Origin of the sequence: Streptomonospora litoralis (assembly GCF_004323735.1) — a bacterium.
Taxonomy (GTDB): domain Bacteria; phylum Actinomycetota; class Actinomycetes; order Streptosporangiales; family Streptosporangiaceae; genus Streptomonospora; species Streptomonospora litoralis.
The window spans coordinates 1,367,141-1,386,120 of the sequence record NZ_CP036455.1 but is presented as its reverse complement, the minus strand read 5'-3'; the positions used below and the strand labels follow the sequence as shown (position 1 = coordinate 1,386,120).

At 72.6% G+C, this 18,980-nt stretch carries 15 protein-coding genes and 1 tRNA gene; 9 read left to right on the top strand and 7 right to left on the bottom strand.

Annotation, left to right across the window (positions count from 1 at the left end):
- The first annotated feature begins 91 nt into the window (after positions 1-91).
- From EKD16_RS05870 to EKD16_RS05840, 7 genes are all read left to right on the top strand, one after another.
- On the top strand, positions 92-751 hold the full coding sequence (locus tag EKD16_RS05870; protein WP_131097452.1) for an RraA family protein: 660 nt from the start codon (positions 92-94) through the stop codon (positions 749-751).
- Positions 752-755: 4 nt separating this feature from the next.
- Entirely contained in the window at positions 756-1,799 is a 1,044-nt protein-coding gene (locus tag EKD16_RS05865; protein WP_131097451.1) for a pyridoxal-phosphate dependent enzyme, read from the top strand.
- Positions 1,800-1,809: 10 nt separating this feature from the next.
- Positions 1,810-2,646 carry a creatininase family protein gene (locus EKD16_RS05860; protein WP_131097450.1) on the top strand — a complete coding sequence of 279 codons (837 nt, stop codon included), beginning with the start codon at positions 1,810-1,812 and terminating at the stop codon, positions 2,644-2,646.
- Positions 2,647-2,907: 261 nt separating this feature from the next.
- A complete protein-coding gene (locus EKD16_RS05855) occupies positions 2,908-3,789 on the top strand; it encodes a helix-turn-helix transcriptional regulator (RefSeq protein WP_131097449.1) in 882 nt (293 codons plus the stop codon).
- A gap of 201 nt (positions 3,790-3,990) precedes the next feature.
- Positions 3,991-5,310 carry an amidohydrolase family protein gene (locus tag EKD16_RS05850; protein WP_242677251.1) on the top strand — a complete coding sequence of 440 codons (1,320 nt, stop codon included), beginning with the start codon at positions 3,991-3,993 and terminating at the stop codon, positions 5,308-5,310.
- Positions 5,307-6,062 carry an Atu4866 domain-containing protein gene (locus tag EKD16_RS25230; protein ID WP_242677250.1) on the top strand — a complete coding sequence of 252 codons (756 nt, stop codon included), beginning with the start codon at positions 5,307-5,309 and terminating at the stop codon, positions 6,060-6,062. The genes EKD16_RS05850 and EKD16_RS25230 overlap by 4 nt, the downstream gene beginning before the upstream one ends.
- 32 nt (positions 6,063-6,094) lie before the next feature.
- The gene (locus tag EKD16_RS05840) at positions 6,095-6,361 is read left to right on the top strand and encodes an Atu4866 domain-containing protein (protein WP_131097446.1); all 267 of its coding nucleotides are present in this window, start codon (positions 6,095-6,097) and stop codon (positions 6,359-6,361) included.
- A 64-nt stretch (positions 6,362-6,425) separates the two neighbouring features.
- Here the strand turns inward: EKD16_RS05840 and EKD16_RS05835 are convergent.
- From EKD16_RS05835 to EKD16_RS05825, 3 genes are all read right to left on the bottom strand, one after another.
- Positions 6,426-6,501, bottom strand: a tRNA-Lys gene (locus EKD16_RS05835).
- A gap of 173 nt (positions 6,502-6,674) precedes the next feature.
- Positions 6,675-6,863 (bottom strand): hypothetical protein, encoded by a 189-nt coding sequence (locus EKD16_RS05830; RefSeq protein WP_131097445.1) that lies wholly within the window; start codon positions 6,861-6,863, stop codon positions 6,675-6,677.
- Positions 6,864-6,996: 133 nt separating this feature from the next.
- Entirely contained in the window at positions 6,997-7,974 is a 978-nt protein-coding gene (locus tag EKD16_RS05825) for an N-acetylglucosamine kinase (protein WP_131097444.1), read from the bottom strand.
- A gap of 937 nt (positions 7,975-8,911) precedes the next feature.
- Here EKD16_RS05825 and EKD16_RS05820 point away from each other — a divergent pair.
- Together EKD16_RS05820 and EKD16_RS05815 are read left to right on the top strand one after the other, a co-directional pair.
- Positions 8,912-9,985, top strand: a complete 1,074-nt coding sequence (locus EKD16_RS05820; protein ID WP_131097443.1) for a MurR/RpiR family transcriptional regulator — start codon at positions 8,912-8,914, stop codon at positions 9,983-9,985.
- Positions 9,982-10,980, top strand: a complete 999-nt coding sequence (locus EKD16_RS05815) for an N-acetylmuramic acid 6-phosphate etherase (RefSeq protein WP_131097442.1) — start codon at positions 9,982-9,984, stop codon at positions 10,978-10,980. Before EKD16_RS05820 ends, EKD16_RS05815 begins: the two co-directional genes overlap by 4 nt.
- 94 nt (positions 10,981-11,074) lie before the next feature.
- Here EKD16_RS05815 and EKD16_RS05810 read toward each other — a convergent pair whose 3' ends face one another.
- The 4 genes from EKD16_RS05810 to EKD16_RS05795 all read right to left on the bottom strand — a co-directional run bounded on the left by EKD16_RS05810 (position 11,075) and on the right by EKD16_RS05795 (position 18,904).
- Positions 11,075-12,631 (bottom strand): DUF885 family protein, encoded by a 1,557-nt coding sequence (locus EKD16_RS05810; RefSeq protein ID WP_131097441.1) that lies wholly within the window; start codon positions 12,629-12,631, stop codon positions 11,075-11,077.
- A gap of 145 nt (positions 12,632-12,776) precedes the next feature.
- Complete coding sequence (locus EKD16_RS05805) at positions 12,777-14,270, bottom strand: hypothetical protein (RefSeq protein WP_131097440.1); 1,494 nt, start codon at positions 14,268-14,270, stop codon at positions 12,777-12,779.
- Positions 14,271-14,472: 202 nt separating this feature from the next.
- Positions 14,473-15,117, bottom strand: coding sequence for a SanA/YdcF family protein (locus EKD16_RS05800; RefSeq protein WP_131097439.1), 645 nt, complete (start codon positions 15,115-15,117; stop codon positions 14,473-14,475).
- A gap of 205 nt (positions 15,118-15,322) precedes the next feature.
- Complete coding sequence (locus EKD16_RS05795; RefSeq protein ID WP_131097438.1) at positions 15,323-18,904, bottom strand: NB-ARC domain-containing protein; 3,582 nt, start codon at positions 18,902-18,904, stop codon at positions 15,323-15,325.
- Between the last annotated feature and the right edge of the window lie 76 nt (positions 18,905-18,980).

The window sequence follows — 18,980 nt, the reverse complement described above, 5'->3', positions numbered from 1 at the left end:
TGACACATAAGACCTGGTCTCAGCCTTGTGGTATGGATTACTATCAACTCAATCCGCATAGCGCAATAAAAGTTCACATTATGAACGGGACATGATGACTGAGACCTCCACCGAGGAACTGTGCCGCCGCTACCGCAGGCTCTACGTGCCGGCGATCGCCGACGTCCTCGACGACGCCGGGATGTGGCACCAGGTCATGAACGAGATCCTGCCCCTCACGATGGACATGACGGTCGCCGGAGCGGCCTACACCGCATTGGGGCGCCCCGAACGAAGCACGGACCGCAGCATCCGCCTCGGGGCCCGGATGATCGACGAGATCTCCGCAGGTGAGATCGCCGTCTTCGACTGCTCCGACGACCGCACCGTCGGCCACTGGGGCGAACTGCTCACCAACGGCGCACTGGCCCGCGGAGGAGTCGGAGCGGTGATCGACGGCGGAGTTCGAGACACAAATGCAATACTCGACCTATCATTCCCCGTTTTCTGCAAGTTTCGTGCAGCAAGAGACGCCAAGGGTCGATGGAACGTCGTCGACATGCAGAGTCCGGTTATCTGCGGAGGCGTCCTGGTGCGCCCGGGCGACATCATCGTCGGCGACGCCGACGGCGTCGTCGTGGTACCGCGTGAACACGCCGAGGCGGTTCTCGTCGAGGCGGAGCGGACGGTCGAGGTGGAGACCGAGATCCGCTCGCGGGTGAACGGCGGCGAGCCCGTCGGTCGGCTCTACCAGCAATACGAACGGTTCTGAGCCGATGCCTGACACCGACGACACCGTTCCGAGCTGGGGCGCGGCTTCGCCCGCCATGACCGCCGCCGAGCGGGGACTGCCCCGGGTCGGCCTCCACCGCTGGCCCGCAGCTATCCGGCGGACACCGGACGGTTTCCATCCCGCGGGGGCCGAGGTCCTGATCGCCGAGGAGCACGGCGGCTTCGCCTACGGCGGCAACAAGGTCCGCCAGGTCGACGCGCTGCTCGGCGAAGCCCGAAGAGCCGGAGCGCGGGCCGTGATCACCTCAGCCGGCCCCCAGTCCAACCTGTGCCGCGTGGTGGCCGCAGGAGCCCGGGCCGCCGGGATGGACGTCCACCTGGTCCTGCGCGGCCACCCACCGGACCTGCTGACCCGCAACCAGGTGCTCTACGACCTCGCCGGGGCCCACCTGCACTGGCTGGACGCGGCCGACCCCTTCGACCCCGCCCAGCACGCCGCGATGGAGCGCATAGCCGCCGAGGTGAACGCGTCCTCGGGCCACTGCGCTGTGATCGACGTGCGACAGGAACCCGGCAGCATCACGTGCGCACTCGCCGCGACGCGCATCGTCGACGAGCTCGCGGACTCCTGCGATGCTCCCGACCGCATCGTCATGGCCGCGAGTGTCGGAAATACGGCCGGCGGCGTACTGGCAGGGTTGGCGGCCAGGGGCGCCCGGGTCGGCCTCGTCGCTGTCTCGGCGGGCGGCGCGGCCGGACGCCTGCGCTCCCTCGTCCTGGGCCGGGCCCGCGGGGTCCTGCAGAGCGCCGGCCTCCCGGAACACCTCGCCGACCGGGTCCCGTTGGAGGTCACCGACGAATTCCTCGGTTCCGGCCACGGCGCGGTGACCACCGCGGGGCTGGCGGCCCAGGAGCACACCGCCCGCGGATGCGGCTGCTATCTCGACACCACCTACACGGCCAAGGCCATGGCGGCTCTGCTCGCCGATCCGCGACGCGGCCGCGTGGTGTTCCTGCATACCGGTGGAGGCCCGACCGTCTTCACACCGCGTCCCCTGGCAGCGACCGCCCCCACACATCACGCATAAGGAGTTCCGGATGCCGGAGTACCGCCTGCACCACATGACATGGCCCCAGGTCCGCGACGCGCTCGAATACGCGCGGGTCGCCATCGTCCCGATCGGCGCCACCGAGCAGCACGGTCCCGCGCTCAAGGCCGGGATCGACTACCGCATCGCCGAAGCACTCGCCGAGCAGACAGTGGCAGCGGCGGACGGGCTCGCTCTGATGGCCCCGCCGATCCCGGTGGGGTTCTCCCCGCACCACATGGACTTTCCGGGCACGCTCACCGCGCGCATCACCACCCTGTGCGCCATTCTCGAGGACTACCTCGCCAGCCTGAACCGCCACGGACTGCGCCGTTTCGTGCTGATGAACGGCCATGGCGGCAACCTCGCGTTCTTGCCCGGCTGGATGGCGGAGTACCGGGAGCGGACCGGCGACACGGTCGCGGTGGTCCACTGGTCGATGATGGGCCGCGACGTCGTCGTCGACGCGGCCAACTCCGAGGTCTACGGGCACGCATGCGAGGTCGAGACCGGTCTGGCCAAGCACCTGGTGCCCGATGTGGTGCTGGAGGAGGAACTGGGCGGCCCGGCCCCCCTGCTGGCCTCCGAGAGCGCACTGTACCGCGGCCATGCGATCCCCGAACGCAATGTCGGCGCCTTCACCCCGCGGTCCCTGGCCGAGTTCAGCAGCAACGGCGCTCTGGGCGATCCGGCGACCTACGACTCCGACAAGGGTCGGGAGCTGTTCGAGAAAGTACGCGACCGCTCGGTCGAACTGATCCGGCACATGGCCGAGGCGCCGACCGCCGACCGGACCGCCCGGAAGAAGGCGGAGCAGATCAGCGCCGCCTGGGGTACACGCACCTGAGCCGATCCCAACGGGCGCGGCCGTGGCGTCGCTTCGGTACGGCGACGAGTCGAGACACCGACGGCGTGGTGCCCCGGGCAGCGTACGCGGTCCGGCTCAGGCGGACGGCGAATGCGGGACACATGCCGTCGGCAGCGCCCGCCGAGCTCGCCGCTGCAAGCCGACATACCGCGACGGCTGCGCCCCACACAGGGAGGGTGGGTGCGCTTCACCCACCCCGGGGACTGTCGTGGCAGCAACCTGCCTTCTAGCTTTGGAGGTATGGGCACCGATGAGAACTCCGCACCTCAGGCAGGTCTGGGAACGTTTCTGAGCGCTAGGCGCTCGGTGCTGCTCCCGGAGGACGTCGGTCTGCTCACATCCGGCCGCCGCCGGGTTCCCGGATTGCGCCGCGAAGAAGTGGCGCTCCTTGCCGGGGTGAGCACCGACTATTACATGCGCTTGGAACAGGGCAGGGAACGCCATCCTTCGCCCCAAGTGGTCGATGCGCTGGCTCACGCGCTAAGGCTGGACGAGGATGCCACCGACCACCTGCGCCGGCTGGCGAACACCGACGCTTCCCGCCCTCGGCGGGCCCGGCGGAGCCCTCGGGTCGACCCCGAGCTGTGTCGTCTCCTGGAACGCTGGAGCGGAGCCGCGGCGTTCGTGCTGGACGGAGCTCTCGACGTATTGTGCCGCAACCGTCTCGCAACGGCCCTGCACTCAGACTTCTCCTTCGAAGACAACCTGGCGCGCATGACCTTCCTCGACCCGGTCGCCCACCGCTTCTACCGGAACTGGGACGGGACCGCCTCAGCGGTCGTTGCGGAACTGCACCGTGCCGCGGGCATAACCCCGGACGATCCCCGGCTGAACGAGGTCGTCGGTGAACTTTCGGTGAAAAGCACGGGTTTCCGTGCACTGTGGGCCCGACACGATGTGCGGGGTAAGACGGGTGCCGCGAAACCGCTGCACCACTCCGAAGTTGGCGATCTGGACGTGCAATACCACAGCTTCACCGTCAACGGCGCCCCGGGGCGGCAGGTGGTCGTGTATCACGCCGAGCCGGAGAGCCCCTCGGAGGAATCGCTCGCCCTGCTTGCATCACTGCACGCCGACTGGGACGGCATCGGCGACGCGTCCGGACGCGGCCTTCCTGCCTAGGAGTGCCACACCCGGGAGAACGGCGGCCTGGTTGCCCCGGCCGCGCGCAACCAGACTCCCAGGTGAAGGCGGTGGACCCGTATCCACCGCGCCGCACCGGCAGAGGAGCCCGTCATCAGCCCGCAGACACTCACCCACAGCATCGGCAGTGCCGAAGCCCTTGAGGAGATCCGGGGCCGATCCCGCGATCCCCGACGGCATGTGCTCTTCACCAACGCCACCGTGGTCACCATGGACCCCGACATCGGGATCCTGGAACACGGCGACGTGCTGGTGGAGGGCGAAACGATCGCCGCGGTGCGGCCGAGCCTGGATGTCGAGGACGCGGTCGTCATCGACGCCACGGGCACGGTTATAACCCCCGGTTTCGTCGACACCCACCGGCACGCCTGGCAGTCCCAGCTTCGCCGGATCATGCCGGACGTGGACGACCTCCTGGGATACGTCACCGCCACCCTGGCCGAATACGCCCCGCTCTACAGCGCCGAGGACATGTACGTCGGGACCAGGCTGGCCGCACTGTCGGCGATCGACAGCGGCATCACCTGCATGCTCGACTTCTCGCACAACTCCCGCTCGCAGGAGCACTCCGACGCCGCCATCGAGGCCCTGCTAAGCAGCGGTCTCCGAGGCGTCCACGCCTCGATGGGCCCGCATTTCGGGACCTGGGACCGGCAATGGCCCAAGGACCTGGCCCGCCTCAAGGACAAGTACGCCGACAGCTCGCAGGAGATGCTGACCCTGCGGATCGGGGCTCTGGCCACGGAGGAGATCGCCGGAGCCGCCCTGGCATACGGGCCCGACCTCGCGCTCGTCGCCGAGGAGTTGGACATCGGAGTCAGTGTCGACGCCGTCTTCGGTCCCGCCTCGTCGCGCGCTGTACAGGCATGGGCTCGGCAATCACTGCTGGGGCCGCGCCTGACCCTGATCCACGCCACCGGCCTGACCGACGAGGCGTGGCGACTGGTGGGCGCGAGCGGAACCACGGTTTCCCTTGCACCGACCTCTGATGCGCAGATCGGTCTGGAGACCGCGATCCCGGCCGTCGACGAGGCGCTCGCTGCGGGGGTGCGCCCCGGTCTGAGTATCGATGTGGAGGTGGCCCTGGCCGGAGACATGTTCACCCAGATGCGCGCCCTGCACACAGTTCAGCGGATGCGCGCGGTCAATTCCGTCTACGGAACCGAAACCGTACCGGCCCGGATAGGGGTGCACGACGTGCTGGACTTCGCCACCCTCCAGGGGGCGCGCACCAACGGCCTGGGAGAGGTGACCGGTTCACTCAGCCCGGGCAAGAAGGCCGATCTGCAGGTGGTCTCCGCCGAGGAGCTGAACAACATGCCGCTGAACGACCCGGTCGGCACTGTGGTCCTGGGCGCGGACGCCCGCAACATCACCGCTGTTCTGGTCAACGGTGAGCCCCGCAAATGGAACGGACAGGTACTCGACGCGGATCTGGTCACCCTACGGGAGCAGGTCCACGACTCCCGCGACCGGCTTCTCGCCCGGACCGCCCGATGAACCACACCCGCCTGCTGAAGGAGAAGACCACTATGGCCACCGCCACCCCGACTCCTCCGCGTCGTGACGATGCGACTCTGGCCCGGGCACGCCGAGCGGAAGGACGTCCGTTGCTGCTGACCGGCGGCACCGTCGTCACCGGCAATCCCCTGATGGGGGACTGGCACCAAGCCGATGTCCTCCTCGGAGGCGATCGAATCGTCGGGGTCGGACCGGGGCTGCTGACGGCCGCCGAGGACGACGGCATGATCGTGCTGGACTGCGCCGGCACCGTCGTCCTTCCGGCATCCATCGATCTCGCAGGGAACCGGCAGAGCAACACGCTGACCCCGGGTGAGCGGGCCGACATCGCCGTACTCAGGATCGCCGACGCACCGGAGACACCCCCGGGAGCCGTCCCGGCCAGGGGCGGCCACCTCGACCTGCTGATCACCGAAGGTCTACTCCGCCGCTGGAACGGGCGGGACGTCGAGAAGCTCGATACCGCGTCCGACGAGGTGAAGGAACCCGCACACGACCTGGACCACACCTACACCGGGCTATGGGTCAGCGAGAACGGATCCGTCCGCCAGGAGCTGCTGCCTGAAGGCCGTTACGACGAGGCGCGCGGCGACCGGAGGAGCGCCTACACCGGCCGCTACTGGGTGAGCGGCCACCGCATCGACTACCTGGACGACCTGGGTTTCTGGGCCTTCGGTGAGTTCCACGACGGGGTTCTGCACCACGCCGGATACCGGTTCACCCGACTCTGAGCACTGTTCCGGCGACGAAGGGGCATGAAGACATGGACGACAGCACCTCCACACCCCACCCATACGTGGGGATGTGGGTGACCGCGGATGGCCACATCCGTCAGGAACTGCTGCCCGAAGGCCGTTACGACGAGGCGCGCGGCGACCGGAGGAGCGCCTACACCGGCCGCTACACCGTCACGGGCGATCACATCGACTACGTCGACGACACCGGTTTCACCGCTACCGGCGACTTCCGTGACGGCGTTCTCTACCATGAGCATCTCGTGCTCTACCGGGAGGGACAGGAGCCGGACTGACCGGAGCCCAGATGGTTCCCGTCCCGTGAGCACATGACCACAATGCCGCTGACCTGCGAAAAGGTGGTGCGCCATCAAGGACTCGAACCTTGAACCCACTGATTAAGAGTCAGTTGCTCTGCCACTTGAGCTAATGGCGCTTGCCGTACGGCCCGGTGGGCAGGATTTCGCCGGTCCGGGCTTGCGACGGGTTAAACGATAGCAGCCTCCTAGGTCGGTGGCGAACCGAATAGGCCGCGCACGGCCGCGCGGCCCCCACTCCGCCGGGGACGGGGGGTGAGGGCCGCGGACCGGCGTCCGGCGGCCCGGGGGGTCAGGACCACGTGACCACCACGGTGATGATGATGCCGATGGCCAGCAGTGCGCCCACCGCCGCGAGGACATAGGGGGTGACGGGCCGCTTGGGAGCCGCTTCGGGCTCCTTGTTGTCCGCCACGAAGCGGCGGAAACTCATGGTCGAACCCGCAGGGTCGCCCTGTTCTTGATCATTCATTTCGGACATGGAGACGACGATAGCGACTCGCGGCCCGTGCTGACTCCCCTCACAGGGAGAAAACTCCGATTCGCGGCGATTGACGGATTCCGGTGTCGGTCACAGCCGGGTGCCGGGTGTCCAGCGCGGGAGTGGCTCCGGGTCACCGCTCCGCAGTAGGATCCGCCGCGTCCCCCGCGGCGCGGCGCAGCAGCGCGGCGTGCGCCTGCTTCGGTGCGCCCGCGTCCCGCAGGGCCAGACCGGCCGCGCCGAGAGCGCCGTCGACAGCGCGGGACGTCTCGGCCCCGGCGCGATCGCACAGGGCGGACCGCACCGCTTCGGCGACCGGGCCGACCGAGAGCACGGCTCCGGCCAGGACCACTGGCTCGCCGCGGCCGGGCTCGGCGGCGACGGCGGTCAGCGCGCCGAGGAGGTGCTCGGCCGCTTCGGCGACGATCCCCACAGCCACGGGGTCGTCCTCGGCGGCCGCTGCGGTGACCGTCGGCCCGAGCTCGCCGAGCTGCGCGGGAGCGCGCGCGTGTGCCGCGCGCACCAGGGCCCCCGGATCATGGGCGGGCACCTCCAGCCGGGCCGCCAGTCGCTCGCAGAGCGAAGTCGGGCGGCCGCGTCCGTCGATCGCCGCAAGCGCGGCACGCAGCCCCGACAGCCCCAGCCACACCGCCGAGCCTTCGTCGCTCAGCAACCAGCCGTGGCCGCCGCACCGGGCGACCACGGCGCCGTCGCGGACGCGCGCCGCGACCGCGCCGGTTCCCGCGATGAGCACCGCTCCCGCGTCGGCGCTGCTGCCCGCGGCGAACGCCACGGCGATGTCGTCGGTGATGCGCGGAAACCCCGGCAACCCCAGTGCGTGCCACGCCCGCCCGACGGTTTCGGCAGCCCGCTCACGCCCCGCGGTGGCGGCGCCCGCTATGCCGAACACCGCTTGCTCGACACGGACAGCGCCCAGCCCCGCCAAGGCCTCGCGCAGCGCCTGCTGAAAGGCCGCGGCGGGGTCGTCGCCCGTGAGGAGGCCGGCGCCCGCCGCCCGCCCGTAGCCCAGCACCTCACCGCCGGTCGACACGGCGGCGCACCGGGTGGACGTGCCGCCGGCGTCGACTCCGAGGAGGACTCGCCGGGCCATGGCCACGAGCCTAGCCCCGATGCCGCCGCATCGCCCGTGGAGCACGGGCGGTGAGCGGGGTGTCGCGCGGGGCGCGAGGACGCCGGCCACGCGGGGGCGCGGCCGCGGGCGGGCGCGGCGGTGTCGGCGGCCGTTGAAAGCGGTCGGCCGGACCGGTGAAAGCGAATCGCCAGCGCGTTGTAAGCCCGTGCGGCCACGCTGGGTATCAGGCGGTTCCGGCTGGTACTTCCCCGCGGCCGGTGCGCGCCTTCGATACGAGCCGGGATCGTGGGGGGCGTCTCGGCTCCCAGGGGCCGGAGGACGGCCGGCTTGTGGGGGACGCGGCTTCGAGGGGAGCCGCAGGTGCCTGGCGGGATGACCGGGGAGGGTTCACTCCCGCCAGGCACTCCCGCCCTGGCGCCGGTCCGTTCGCGGCGGCAGGCCGCGGCCCCGGCGGGAGCAGAACCGACACTCCACGGCCCGGCTCGTGTCACCGGCGGCGCTCGCGGCGAGGGAGCGGTCCGCCGATGTCCGTGCGCCGTCGACCCGCACCGACGGCTTCGAAAGCCGGCGCGCTCACCGGCAAGCGTCCTTCCCGGCGGTTACAGCGTCGTCCAGGCGATCGGCACGCCGCCGCACCGAGGCGGCGGGCGGACCGTCCGCCCTGTCCGCTCATGGCCGCCGGCGGTCGCCGGTCGAGCCTACGAGCCTTCGAACCGGCGGGGCGCCGGCCTTCGCCGCGCTCGGCCGCCGCGGCGCCGCGGCTTCGCTTTTCCACAGCCGGAAACACACCCTGCCCAACAGGGCCGGCGTAGGCGATCATGGTTACCAGCGACCCACAAGACCCGTGCGCCCGAAGCCTGCGGCGTGCAGGGGCCAGGGCCCGTGGCGCCGAGGACGACGGGGGTTCTCGGGCCACGCATCGACTGCAGATATCGACCGAAAGAAACCTTCCAACATGGCGAAAACGGCGAAGTCGTCGGCCTCGGCCGACGGCGGGGCGGCGCACGGCGATTCCTCCTCCGGTCAATCCGGGCGCGACGACTCCCCGGCGCCGACCACGGTATTGCGCATCCGCTCCCTTCTTCCGTCCCTCGCACCGGCCGAACAGCGGGTCGCCCAGCGGATCGTCGACGACCCCGAGCGCGTAGCGGCCTCCTCCATCACCCAGCTGGCCAAGGACTGCGACACCTCCGAAGCCACGGTCATCCGGTTCTGCCGCACCATCGACTTCACCGGCTACCGCGAACTCCGCCTCGCGCTCGCCACCGAGGCCGGGCAGGCGCGCGGCGCCGGGATCAGCGCGCGCGAGGTCGCCGGCGACATCAACCCCGACGACACGCTGGTGACCGTCGTCGAGAAGATCGCCTATACCGACGCCCGCGCGGTCGAGGACACCGCCGCCCAACTCGACATCGAGGTGCTGCAGGCGGTCGTCGAACGCATGGCGGTGGCGCGGCGCGTCGACATCTACGGCGTGGGCGCGAGCGGGTTCGTCGCGGCCGACTTCCAGCAGAAGCTGCACCGCATCGGCGTCACGTCGTTCGCCTGGTCCGATACCCATGTGATGCTGACCAGCGCCGCGCTGCTGGGAACCGACGACGTCGCGCTCGCCGTCTCGCACACCGGTGCGACCATAGACACGGTCAACGCGCTCGCCGAGGCGCGCCGCAGCGGTGCCACCACCGTCGCCATCACCAACTTCCCCCGCTCCCCCATCAGCGAGGCGGCCGACCACGTCCTCACCACCGCGGCACGCGAAACCACCTTCCGCTCCGGCGCGACGGCCAGCCGACTGGCACAGCTGACCGTGATCGACTGCCTGTTCGTGGGACTGGCGCAGTCCAGATACACCGACAGCCGAAACGCCCTGGCCACGACCTACGACGCGGTGCGCGGCCTGCGCGTGGGCGAGCCCCGCAGACGTACCGGGCCGCGCCCGGGCGAGCCGGCCGGCCCCGCCGCAGAGACCGGTACCCCGCACGCGTCCGGAGCCACCGACCAGCACGCCGACGGAGTGGAGCCGCGATGACGCCGCAGCCGGACGCCGCCGGATCCGACGGCGGCGGTACAGCCGCGTCACCGGCGCCCGTGGAGATCGTGCGCGTGCCCACCGAGAGCCGCAACCCCGGCACCTACGACATCGACCGGCTGCCCACGCTGGACCTCCTGCGCATGATCAACGCCGAGGACGCGACCGTGGCGCAGGCCGTCGCCGCGGTACTGCCCGAACTCGCCCGAGCGGTCGACTCCGGGGTCGGCGCTCTGCGCCGCGGCGGGCGCATCCACTATTTCGGCGCCGGCACGCCCGGGCGTATCGCCACGGCCGACGCTGCCGAGCTCCCGCCCACCTTCGGCACCGATCCCGGCACCGTGCTGTCCCACCACGCGGGCGGCGCGCAGACGCTGGGACAGGCGTCCGAGGGGATCGAGGACGACGCGGAGCTGGGCGCCGCCGACGCCGCAGCCGTGCGCTCCAACGATCTGGCGGTCGGGCTCACCGCCAGCGGGCGCACCCCCTACGTGGCGGGCGCGCTGGGCGCGGCGCGCCGGGCAGGAGCGGCGACCGTGCTGGTCAGCGCCAACCCGCAGGCCCCGCTCGGCGCCGAGGCCGACGTGCACGTGGCTGCGGACACCGGCGCCGAGGTGATCGCAGGCTCCACCAGGATGAAGGCCGGCACGGCGCAGAAACTCGTGCTCAACGCCTTCTCCACCGCGGTCATGGTCCGCCTGGGACGCACCTACTCCAATCTCATGGTGGGGGTCGACGCCACCAACGCCAAACTGCGCGGGCGGGCGATCACCATCCTCACCGAGGCCAGCGGAGCCGACGAGGACTCCTGCGCCGCGGCACTGGCCGACACCGGGGGCGACACCCGCGCCGCCCTGGTCTGCCTGCTGACCGGCGCGTCCCCGGCACGCGCCGCGGCCGAGCTGGCCGCCTGCGAAGGCCGGGTCCGCGACGCTCTGCACCGCATCGACGCCCCCGGCGGTGCGAGCTGTGCACGTCGTGGGCGCCCCTCATGAGGCAGCTGCCGATTGCGGCGGCCGGGGACGCGGATCCCCCGCGATCCCCCGCCGCCGCTTCGCTCATCTCGGCCGCGTCCGCCGCGCAGACGGGTCAGCCTCGCTCGACGGCGGTACCGATGAGGCCCAGCGGCGGGGCGCCAAGGTCCAGCAGGGCCGTGTGGAACCGCCGCAGGCTGAACCCGCCTCCCCAAGCCCGGCGGGCTCGCTCGCGCAGGTCCAGGATGGCGAGCTTGCCCCAGGTGTACCTGCCGTAGGTGGGGTCGACGGCGGCGCGGCGCGCCTCGCTCAGCGCTGCCGAACCGGCGTGCGGCGTGTCGGCCGCGAAGCGGCGGGCGGCCTGCTCCACGGTCGTCTCGCCGGTATGCACGCCGATGGCCGCCGCCAGCCGGGTGACGCGGACAAGCGCCTCCGACCACACCCCGATCTCGTAGTGAGCCGCGGTGAACGAGGGGTCCGCGAGCGTGTCCTCGGCGAAGCGGCCGAAGTCCTCTTCCACGCACATCTCCTCGGCATAGTGCGCCCAGCCCTCGATGAAAGCGGAGGAGAACAGTGAGCGCCGCACTTCGCCGGGGGCCCGCCGCAGGGCGCGATTGTGCGAGAAGTGGCCGGGGGCGACCTCGTGCACGCTGATCGCCGCCAGGCTGGCCGGGCTGAACAGCTGCAGCCAGTCCGCGGTCTCCTCGGCCGACCACTGCGGGTCGGGTGGCGTCACGAAGAAATGCGCCGGACTGTCGGGCTCGGCGGGCCCCGAGAGGCTCAGTGCGGCCACAACCCAGCGCTGGGAAGGCGGGGACAGCTGAACCGTGCATACGCCGTCGTGGTAGGGCACGAGATCGCGTTCGCGGGTGAAGTCGAGGGCCAAGCCGGTCCACGTGCGCGCCTGGGCGACCACGTCGCCGCCGTCGGGACGCTCGCCGACCACCTCCCGGGCGACCTCCATCGGGTCGCGCGCCGGGTCGATGCGGGCGGCCGACTCGCGGAGCCGGTCCATCAACCGCTCGCGTTCGGCCTCGGCCGTCGCCGCCAGGCTGCCGAGGTCGACTTCGAGGGCCTCCCCCGCGCCCATGAGGCGCGCCAGCGCGTCGCCGCCCAGCGCCGCGTCGCGCCTCCCGTCGCGTTGCGCCCGTTCCAGGTGGGAGACGAGCCGGCGGTGCGCCGAGAGTGCGGCGTCGCGCACGTCGGCGGGCACGTCCCGATCGGGCACACCTTCAGCCAGCCCCCGCGCGGCGCCCACCATCGCGGTGGCAGCGGGCGCGCTCACCCGGTCCAGTGCGGCGATCGCGCGGTCGACCGCGTCGGGCCAGCCGGCCAGGTGGCGGTCCCGGGCGGCACGCCGCTCCGGCTCGGGCGCGTACTCCCGCTCGTAGCAGGACAGGTCGAGTTCGACGATGTGCCGCAGCGGGTTGGCGCGGTGCAGCTGGAGTTCGCCCAGTTCGACCCGAAGCGCCTCCTCGGCGGCGCGCGCGTGCGCCTCGTCGTGTCCGTCGGCGAAGGGATCGCCCTCGCCGAGACGCGCCAGGCCGTCGTCGACACCTTCGGATGAGAGGTCGCCGATGACACCGTCGTACTCGTGGCGTCCGCCCTCGTCTCGCGACCCGGCGACGTCGAGGTCGGCGATGGCGCGCAGTCGCGCAGGATAGTCGTCCATGGCCAGGACACTACTGGCGAGCTGTGCCCGCCACGCCCGGTCCGCTCCCACGTCGCGACGGCCCCGTTTAAAGGGGCCGTACTCCACTGCTCCGCCCGGAGGCGCTCCGCGCGGGGACGGCGGGAGGCGCCTCCCCCCGCCGGTGTCAGCGCCCTCCGCCGCCGAAGAGGCGGGCGAGCAGGCCGCCGGGCTGGGGTTGGCCGGTCTGCGGAGCAGCGGGGCCGCCCTGCGCCGCGGGCGGCGTTCCCTCGGCCTCGTGGGCGGTGTCCTCCTCGTCATCCACTCCGGCGAAGGCGCAGAACCCCTCGCGGTCCTCAGGCAGGCCCCAGGCGCCGACGACCTCGCCGATGCCGGACTCCTCCCACGCCTCCGGCGACAGCTCCGCCAGTGTCCACAGCACCTTCAGCGTGTCGTCGTCGAGGTCGGCACCGGGATCGGCCTCTTCCTCGGCTTCGACGCGCGGGCCCAGCACCATCTCCAGGGCGGATCCGGCCACCGCGGCCCGCGTCGTTCCGTCGGCGGTGAGCGCCGCAGGCAGCACACCCACCCGCTCGGCGACGCCCTGACCACCCGCTCGGCCCAGCGCCAGAAAGCCGAGCACCTCGGGCGGGGTCTCGCCGCAATGCGGCCAGGAGTCGCCGAACAGGCCGCGGTAGCCGGGGCTGGTCCGGCGGCCGTTGGCGATGCGGGTGAAGCACTCCTGCGGCGTCTTGGGCCCGTGGATCTGCACCATGGCGACGGCCGCGGCGAAGGAGTTGTAGAGGTGGCCGCCGGCCATCTCGTGGGCGAGGGCGACGGTGACCGCGGGATCGTCGGCCGGGGCCAGCATGCCCAGGGCGAACAGCTCGGCGGAGAGAAGGTCGCCGGAGCCGGAGGAGGCAGGCTGGGACGCCGCGTTGGCGAGAGCGGCGAGCGATCCGGGCGGCGCCGAGGACGCGGGCCGGGACAGGTCGGCGGGTTTGCCGACATGCCGCAGCAGGACCGGGTAGACGTCGTCGGCGGCACCGGGCAGGAAAGCCAGGATGTAGCACGCCCACTCGGCGGGAGGATCGACGCCGCGCCGGTTGTCCTGGCCGTCGAGCAGGGTCAGCAGGTCGGCGGTGCGCGCCAGCACCGTGTCGTAGACGCCGAGCTCGGCCTGCAGCAGTGCCGTGCCGTCCTCGCGGGCGGCGGTGTCGACCCGGACGCGCATCCGGCGGAACTGCTGCTCGTCGGGAACCTCGTGGAGCCAGGTGCGGTACTGGTCGCGGACCTTGGCGATGTCGGACTCGGCGGCCCAGGCGACTTCGTCGCGCCACAGGCTGTCGTCGCGGGGCTGGGGCACGAGCGTGGTGGCCGCGGGCGCGAGCAGCTCCAGGAGCAGGCTGAGCGGACGCGAGCGCCAGTCGGCGGGGGTGCCGGGGTGGCAGGCGATGGAGACCAGGAAGTCGGCCACCTGCGGGGCGGCGGTGTAGGAGGGGGCGGGGAAGCGGATGAGGTCGAACAGTTCGGCGACCGCGTCGTCGACGCCGCGCTGAGCGCCCTCGCCGCCGACGATGTCGCGCAGGAGTCCGGGGATCTCGCCTCCGCGCGGGGCGAGGCCGCTCCAGTCGATGTCGTCCACTCCGTGCAGGGGTCCGGTACCCGTCGTCGCGTCCATACTCCGCATTATCGCCGCCGCGGTGGCCGCTCTGCCAATTCGGCGTGCCCGGCTGTGGACGGGCGCGCGGCATCGGAGCACGGATGCGCCCGATGCCGGGCCCGCCCCTTCAGCCGATTTTAGCGAGGAACCCCGGCTCCACCCGCCAGCCAGGCGGGCAGCTACCTCCAAGCCCGGCCCTTCAGGGCCCTTCAGGGCCGGGTCAAGTCGACGAAAGCACCGCGCGCAGGTCCCCCCGGGGCGGCTCGACGACTCCGGGTGCGGGCTGCAGCACGGCGTCGCTTACGGCCCTGGGATTGGCCCCCATCTCGCGCAGGTAGCCGACCACCGTGGAGCGCGGCCGGCGGCGGAAGCCGGGGGCGCTGACCCCGTGGGCGTCCACACCCGCCGCTCGGCACAGGGAGACGGCGCGGGGCAGGTGGAAGTGCTGGGTGACGACGATGGCGCGGTCCACCCCGAAGGTCTCGCGCGCCCGCACAGCGGTGTCCCAGGTGCGGTAGCCGTGCGGGTCGGCGACCAGGGACGACTCCGGTACGCCGAGTCCGACGAGCCCGGCGGCCATGGTGTCCGTTTCGCGATTGGATTCGGGCCGATTGTCGCCGGAGATTAACAGGGCCCGGATCGTCCCCTCGTGGAACAGGCGCGCGGCCGCCTCCAGGCGGGCGGCCAGCAGCGGCGAGGGCCCGCTCGGCCACGCGGCGGCGCCGAGCACGATCGCGACCGGGCGGATAGGCACTCGCCCGGCCCCGGGACGGCGTCCCGAACTGGCCAGGTAGCTCCACGCGGTGGGGGCGAGCGCCACAGCCGTTGCCGCCACCCCGGCGGCCGCCCATGTTCCCGGTCTCATATCCGCATCCTCTCCACTTCTTCCGGCTCGCCCGACCTTAGCGCCTCGGCGGGCCCCAAGCCGCCGTCGGACGGCAACGCCGCCGAGGCCGGCGGACCCCGCCACGGCTGCCTCTGCGGGCGACGCCGCTCGTGGGTGGCTACGGGACTCCGCGTCGAGGCTCTGCTCCGCGTCTACGTTTCGGGCTCGCGCTGGACGGAGCCGGTCACTCGGGGCGGCTGTCTTCGGCGCCGGGGTCCGTATCGCAGCGCGCGGCGGCCCGGGTTCCGTTCCCGGCGCCCGGCGCGCGGCCGCCGCGGTCCCCGGGTGCGGTGGCGAGGTCCTGGGGTTCGCCGCCACGGGCGCTGCGCGGGAGATGGGCCGAACCGGGTTCCACCGCGGCGCCGGGCCCGGTGCCGGCCCGAGGCGGGTCTTCGCGGTCGGAGCGACCGTCCTCGCTGTCGCCGTCCCCGTCGACGCCCTCGTCCGCTGTTCGGGCCGCACCCTGCCCCGCAGCGAGGTCACCGTCCGGCGGAACCGCGCCGCTCGGGTGCCCGGCGTCCCCGCGGCCCTCCCCGGTCGGCGCCGGGCCGCCGAGGATGCGGTTCAGCCTGCGGTGGGCGTCGCGGCCGCGCCATTCCAGCCCTTCCTCACGGGCGGACTCCCGCGCCGCGGTGAGGTGGCGCACCGCCTCCGCGGTGCTGCCGGTCTCGTCGAGCAGCCGCCCGAACAGCTCTTGGGCACCGATGCGGCCCACATGGTCGCCGAGCCGCTGGAACGCCTGGTATGCGCGCTCCGCGTCGGCGAGGGCGTGGCGGGGGTAGCCGCCGGCCGAGAGTGCCTCCGCCGCCGCGCGGTGAGTGCGGGCGTGCCAGAGCTGGTCGCCGAGATCGCCGAAGCCCCCGGCCGCCTCACGCATGATCGCCGCGGACTCGTCGACGTCGCCGCCCACGCGCAGCCGCACGCGCCCCAGCGCCAATCTGGTGCGGTGCACTCCCCACAGGTCGCCCATCCCCCGCAGCGCCCGGACCGCCTCGTCGAGCAGTTCGATCCGCCGCTGCACCGACCAGCGGCGGCGCTGCTCGGCCACCGCCCGCTGCCCCTCCCGCCCGGAACGGGGCAGCCCGGTGAACCACCGCTGCTGGGACTCGAAGTATTCCCCCAGGTAGCGTTGCGCGGGCTCGCGCAGTTCGCGGGCGAACCGGGCGCCGATGCGCTGGTGCTCCCGCTCCGACTCCGGCTTGAGGCGGCGGCTTTCGCGGGCGACGTGGCCCTCGATGAAGTCGCGCCGCTCCTCGGCGCGGCCCGGGTTGAGCGCGAGGTCGCAGGCGTCGTACTGGCGGTCGAGGCGCTCGGAGTCCAGCTCGGCCATGGCGCGCTGGCAGCGCGCGATGTACCAGCGCTCCTCGGTGCTGGCGAAGTAGGCCCGCACCTCGTCGAGCATCAGCCAGGCGTTGAGTTCGCGGCCGCGGGCGGCCAGCACCTCGGCGAGGGCGATCCGCGCGTTGCTGTACTCCTCCCAGTCCCCCTCATAACGGAAGATCATGCAGGCCAGGCGCAGCAGCGACTGGGCGCGGCGGTGCTGGTCGCCCTCGCGGGAGCGGAGCGGGCGGTGCACGGCGCTCCGGCGCCGGCCCCGCTGGGTGTGGACCTCGGCGAGATCGCGCAGCACGCGGGCCCGCCACCACTGGTCACCCTGGGCGGCGAAGATCCGCTCGGCCTCGTTGAGCGCGTCGGCGCCGCCGTCGAGGTGGCCCCTGCGCTGCAGGTTCACGCCGAGTGAGCGCCAGGCGCGGGCCCGCCAGTGCGGGTCGGGGGTGCCGGTCTGCTCGAAGACGCGCTGGGCCGTCTCGGCGTCCTCGACCCCGGCCGCGTAGTCGCCCATCTTGCCCGCGATCTCGGCGCGATCCAGCCGCGCGAGCCCGCCGGCCAGGCGGTCGCCCAGCGCGTAGGCCATGCGCAGTTCGACGAGGGTGGCCTGCTCCCAGTCGGCCCAGAACACCCGCCAGGTCTGGCACAGGGCGGCGAAGGCGTGCGCCAGGCGCCATCCCAGCTCGGGCAGATCGTGCTCCTCGGCGAGCCGCAGGCACATCAGCAGCGACTCGCGCTCCTGGGCGAGCCACTGCCGCGGGTGTCCGGCGGGGACCAGCCGCAGCTCGGGCGCGGGGGTGAGGTCGGTGCTGGCGCTGAGCACCCGCGGGTCGTGCGTGCGGGTGACCTCGGCGGCGGCCTGCTCGACCAGCCAGGCGTAGGCGGAGACCAGGCGCCGGGCGACGTCGGCGTCGGCGGAGCCGTCCCAGTGGTCGCGCTCCCACTGGGTGAGGTCGAACTCGCGGGCGTCGATCAGGCGCAGGGTCTCGCGCACCAGGTCGTGGATCCGGAAGGTGTGCTCGCCCGTCTCGTTGCGCTCGGTGGGCAGCACGAGGAAGCGGCGGACCAGCTCGTCGATCAGCGCGCGGGCGGCGTCGCGGGGCACGTCCAGCAGCACCGCCGCCGACCAGTCGCTGAACTTGTGCAGGTCGGAGTCCGCGATGCGTTTGAGCAGCAGCCGTCCTTGCGGCGCGCAGAGCTGGAGGCTGAACGCGAAGGAGGCGGCGAAACCGTTGGGGCCGCGCAGCAGCGGGCTGCGGGAGATGTCGTCGAGGTCGGCCAGCACCTCGCGCGGGCTGCGATCGGACCGCTCGGCGAGGCGGCCGCCGCACAACCGGATGGCGAGCGGGAGGCCGCGGCAGCGCCGGACGATCTCGGCGCGGTCGCGACGGCGGCGGTCGCGCTCGGCCGGGCTGCCCCGGCGGTCGGGCGGCGCGAGCCGGTCCAACAGCTCTTCCCCCTCCCGCTGGTTGAGCTCGCCCAGTGCGTGGCTCTCGTAGTCGAAGGTGGCGTCGCCGAAGGTGCGCCGCGAGGTGATCAGCACGGCGCAGCGCGGGCCGTTGGGCAGCAGCGGCTCCACCTGCGCGGCGTCCTTGGCGTTGTCCAGGACGAAGAGCATGCGCTTGCGGTTGGTGAGCGAGCGCCAGGTGGTGGACAGCTCGGCGGGCGTGGCGCCGGAGGGGATGCGGCCCTGCATGGAGTGCACGAGCAGCTCCAGCACCTTCTCCGGCGAGCGGGGGGCGCGCTGGGGCAGGGTGGGCTCGGGCACGTCGCCGGGGCCGCCGTCGGGGGCGCGGCGCGCGCCGCGGTCGAAGATCCGCCGCACCCGCAGCCCGAGCCCGCGGCCCAGGCGGCCGGTGTCGGCCGGGGCCGCGCTCTGATCCGACTCGTCGGGGTCGCGGTCGCCGGAGAGCTCCACCCACCGCACACCGTCGGGGAAGCGGTCCAGCACCTCGTGCGCGATCTGGGTGACGACCTGGGTCTTGCCCGCGCCGGGGGCGCCGTCGACGACCAGCACCAGCGGGGAGCGGCGGTGTCCGCCGCGCTGCAGTGCCGGCAGCCCGAGGAAACGGCGCATCCCGGTGCGCGGGTACACGCGGAAGCGGCGGCGCAACCGGTTCATCAGGGCGGTGTGGCCGGTGAACCCCTCGCTGTAGGGCGGTAGTTCGACCTGGGGCTGCCGGGGAGGAGCCGCGGGCCGCCTGCGGCGGCCGCTCAGCCACGGTTCCAGGAAGACGGTGACGGCGGCGGTGGCCACCGCGCCGGCTGCGGAGAGTCCCCACACGACGCTGCGGGGGAAGCTGTCCAGCAGATCGGGGGCCATCTGCAGGAGCAGAGCCCCCGAGATGAACGCGACGGGGGCGATCAGTCCGACCGCCGAGCGCAGGAGCGACCGACGAGCCGATCCATCCTGCTGGCTCGACCTGTCCGGCGCCATCCGCTCGCCCACCTCTGCAGTTGCCGGGTACGCCCTCCCGTCCGGCCGGCGGGGGCCCGGATCCGGGAAGTGTCCG